The organism is Streptomyces sp. NPDC043867 (assembly GCF_056435845.1).
This window is the reverse complement of record NZ_JBWKDS010000082.1, coordinates 1-3,750: the sequence shown is the minus strand read 5'-3', so window position 1 is coordinate 3,750 and position 3,750 is coordinate 1. Positions and strand designations below refer to the sequence as shown.

The window sequence follows — 3,750 nt, the reverse complement described above, 5'->3', positions numbered from 1 at the left end:
ACCGACCCGAGCGGGGTCTGGCGCGTACAGCTGCAAGGCGGAGGAGGGAGTCGACGCGGAGCGTCGGCGACCGACGACAACGCCGCAGATGTGCGCGCCAGACCCCGCGACGCCGGCGTGATCCAAACGACAGGCCCTAGTTGCCCTTCCTGCGTTCCTGGCGGCGCGCCTCGCGCGGGCGTTCGCGGCGGTAGCGGCGCTCCCACCTGGCCTGCTGGTCCCGGCGCTCGCGGTAGGCGCGGTAGCTCGAGTCCACGCGGCCCGCGGACCCCGCGGATCCGCCGGGGGCGGACGGCGCGCCCGCGGCGGACGCGCCTGCACCGGCGCGTCCGTACCGGACGTACAGGAAGAGCAGGGCGACCGCGGCCAGCCACAGGACGTGGTGGGAGAAGCCCAGGACGACAAGGACCGAGGTCGCCGAGATGATCAAGGTGCCCATGACGGGACTCCTTGGCGCGTGGGTGGACTGGATCTCTGCGGGTGCTTCGACAGGGCGCCTGGGGCGGGCGGCCGTCCGTCGGTGCGTAGACGGTAACCCCGAGTCCGCCGCCTGATGCCTGTCCGGCGGGAAGCGGTGCTCAGCGGCTCCGGAACGCTCGCCCAGCGTAGGGACCCGGTCCCGGACCGTGCATCCCATTTCCCGGCCCGTCACCCGGATGGCAGCTCCCGCACGGGTGCCGCGGGGCACCGCCGCGCGGCGGCCGGGCGCCGGGTTCGGGACGCCGCGGGGCCGTCCGGCCGGTGCCGGTGTCTCAGACCCCGGGGGCCGCTCTGACCACTCCGGCGGCCACGGCCGCGCACAGGGTCCCGTGGTCCAGGGCGTTCTGGTCGGCGTAGCGGAGGGCGAAGTCCGCGACGGCGCGTTCGAAGGTGTCGGCGCCGCCGAGGTAGGCGGCGATGGCGATGCGGTCGCCGGAGCGGGCGTGGGCGCGGGCCAGGGCCGTGCCGCACAGCCGCGCGTAGCCGAGGAGTTCGTCCGGGCTCATGCCCGCGACGTCCGCGGTGCCCTTCGTGTCACGCAGCTGACGCCAGTAGTACGGCCGTCCCTGGGGCCCCGTCATCCAGCCGAGGAAGATGTCGCTCGCGGCCTGGAGCAGCCGCTGGCCTGCGACGACGCGGTGACCGGGGTGGTCGTAGGGGCCGCTCGGCAGGTGTTCCTCGAGGACGGACCGGCCGGCCTCCTTGATCTGCAGGAACAGCGGGTCGTCCGCGTCGCGTCCGGCGAGCAGCACGACGAAGCAGCGGGTGCCGACGCTGCCGACGCCGACGACCTTGCGGGCGGCGTCCATGAAGCGGTAGCGGTCCAGGAGCAGCCGCCGCTCCTCGGAGAGCGTGGAGCGGTAGTCGCTGAAGATCTTGCGGAGCGCCCCCATGTCGGGCGGCCCGGCGCGCTCCAGGAGGGGCGGGTCCTGGACGATGCGGGGCCGGCCGTCGACGGTCTCGGTGAGTCTGCCCAGCGCCTGAAGGCTCGTCCGGCGCCGGGCGCGCGCGAGGCTGGACTCGGCGCGTCTGCGGTGGTGTGCGGAGCGGACCAGGGGGACCAGCAGGTCGGCGTCGATGCGTTCGTACCAGACGGCCAGTTCGCCCCGTCCCGCGAGGTGCCGCATGGCGTGGCGGTACTCGGCGCCCGCCGCACGTGCCGCGCGGCGGGCCCGCGCCTCGCTGTGCCCGTTCTCGCGGGCGGTGACGGCGATGCTGGCGGCGAGTCGCTTGACGTCCCATTCGAAGGGCCCGGGGAAGGTCTCGTCGAAGTCGTTCAGGTCGAAGAGCAGCGCGCGTTCCGGAGAGGTGAACACACCGAAGTTGAGCAGGTGCGCGTCGCCGCAGAGCTGGACGGTCAGGCCGGTGTGCGGCCGGGCGGCGAGGTCGGCGGCCATCACGGCGGCCCCACCGCGCAGGAACGCGAAGGGGGACGCGCTCATCCGCCCGTACCGGATCGGCAGGAGTTCCTGGAGCCGGTCCCTGCCCTGGCGTTCCAGTACGGCGACGGGGTCGGGGCGGTCGACCGCGGCAAGCCACTCGGCGTGCGCGGAGCGTGGGACGCGTTTGCGGACCGCCCTGCCCTTCTCGGCGCGGTCGGCGGGCGCGGTCATGAGGCGGGGCGCGCGGTCGCGGCCGGCCCGACGGGCCTTCGTCCACCCTGAGGGGCCATCGCCGTTCCGCCTTTCCCCGCTCCTGCCCGCGCTGCCTTCCCCCGGTCGCCCCAGTGAAGGCCGCCGGCCGGGCCGTGCGCATGCCGGGTACGGCAATGGGGTGACGTGTCCCCGGGTCCTGTCGTCGGACTCCGGGCGGACGGGAGTCCGACGACAGGGCCCGGGGCGGCCGGGTGTCCGAGAGGATGGGAGGTGCCGGGAATCGGTACCCGGGGCGGCGGAACGGGCGGAGGCGACGTGGGAGCGCAGCGGCGGCACATCGGGGTGGCGGAGCGGCGGGCCCGGCTGGCGCTGCGGCACCGGCTGGCGGGTGCGGCGGGCGCGGCCGGCCCGGAGGAGGTCGCGGACTCGCTCGTCGCGCTGCACGGCACCGATCCGGCGACGGTCTACCTGTCGGTGGGGGCCCGGCTGACCGACTCCGGGAGGACCGTCGGCGAGCTGGAGCGGGCGCTGTACGAGGACCGCACGCTGGTGCGCATGCACGGGATGCGGCACACGGTGTTCGTGTTCCCCGCCGGGCTGGCGGCCGTGGTGCACGCCTCGACGGGGCTCGCCGTCGCCGCGAAGGCGCGGGCCGGGCTGGTCGCGGACGTGGTGACCGGCAGCGGCGGGCGGCTGACCGAGGAGTGGCTGGCCGAGGTGGAGGCGTCTACGCTCGCCGCGCTGGCCCGGCGCGGCGAGGCCACGGTCAACGAACTCGCCCGGGACGAACCGCGGTTGAGGGAGCGGTTCACCTACGGGGCGGGCCGGAGCTACGAGAGTCCGCAGACCGTGTCGTCGCGGCTGATGCGGGTTCTCGGTGTCGAGGGGCGGGTCGTGCGCGGGCGCCCGCTCGGCGCGTGGACGTCGAGCCAGTTCCGCTGGGCGGTCGCTACGCCGCACCCCGGACCGGCGCCCGCCGAGGCCCGGGCCGAGCTCATGCGGTGCTGGCTCCGGGCGTGCGGTCCCGCCTCGGAGGCCGACCTGAAGTGGTGGACGGGCTGGAAGGTCACCGACGTGCGCCGGGCGCTCACCGCGGCCGGGGCGGTGGCCGTGTCGCTCGACGGCGGGGTCACGGGGTACGTGGCGGACGGGGACGAGGGGCCGGTGGCCGGGCCCGGCGAGCCGTGGGCCGCGCTGCTGCCCGGGCTCGACCCGACGGCCATGGGGTGGCAGGAGCGGGACTGGTTCCTTGCGCCGGAGCTGCGGCCCGCCCTCTTCGACCGGAGCGGGAACGTGGGGCCGACGGTGTGGTGGAACGGGCGGGTCGTCGGGGGCTGGGCCCAGCGGCCCGACGGGGAGGTCGTGTGGCGGGTGCTGGACGCCGCGCGGCTCGGCCGGGAGGGCCACGACGCGATCGCCGCCCAGGCCGCCCGGCTGTCCGCGTGGCTGGGCGCCACCCGGGTCACTCCGCGGTTCCGGACGCCGCTGGAACGCGAGTTGGCGGCGGGGTGAGGAGCCGCCGCGCCGCTCCTTCCCTTCCCGTCCCGATCCCGGGGGTCCGCCGGTGGGGGGGGGGGAGCGGGGGGGTGGGGGGGGGCGTGCGGCTTTTTCCAGGGGGGGGGGGGGGGTGTGGGGGGGGGGGAAGGACGGTTGTCTGGTTTCCCCCCAGACCTTC

The 3,750-nt window shown here is 75.9% G+C and carries 3 protein-coding genes; 1 reads left to right on the top strand and 2 read right to left on the bottom strand.

Annotated features, from left to right (window positions below; translation table 11 throughout):
* Positions 1-136: 136 nt before the first annotated feature.
* Both AC069T_RS37860 and AC069T_RS37855 read right to left on the bottom strand, forming a co-directional pair.
* Positions 137-439, bottom strand: coding sequence for a hypothetical protein (locus AC069T_RS37860; protein ID WP_478787064.1), 303 nt, complete (start codon positions 437-439; stop codon positions 137-139).
* Between the two features lie 313 nt (positions 440-752).
* Positions 753-2,093 carry a DUF2252 domain-containing protein gene (locus tag AC069T_RS37855; RefSeq protein ID WP_478787063.1) on the bottom strand — a complete coding sequence of 447 codons (1,341 nt, stop codon included), beginning with the start codon at positions 2,091-2,093 and terminating at the stop codon, positions 753-755.
* A 297-nt stretch (positions 2,094-2,390) separates the two neighbouring features.
* Between AC069T_RS37855 and AC069T_RS37850 the strand changes: the two genes are divergently transcribed.
* Positions 2,391-3,587 (top strand): winged helix DNA-binding domain-containing protein, encoded by a 1,197-nt coding sequence (locus AC069T_RS37850; protein WP_478787062.1) that lies wholly within the window; start codon positions 2,391-2,393, stop codon positions 3,585-3,587.
* Positions 3,588-3,750: the final 163 nt, after the last annotated feature.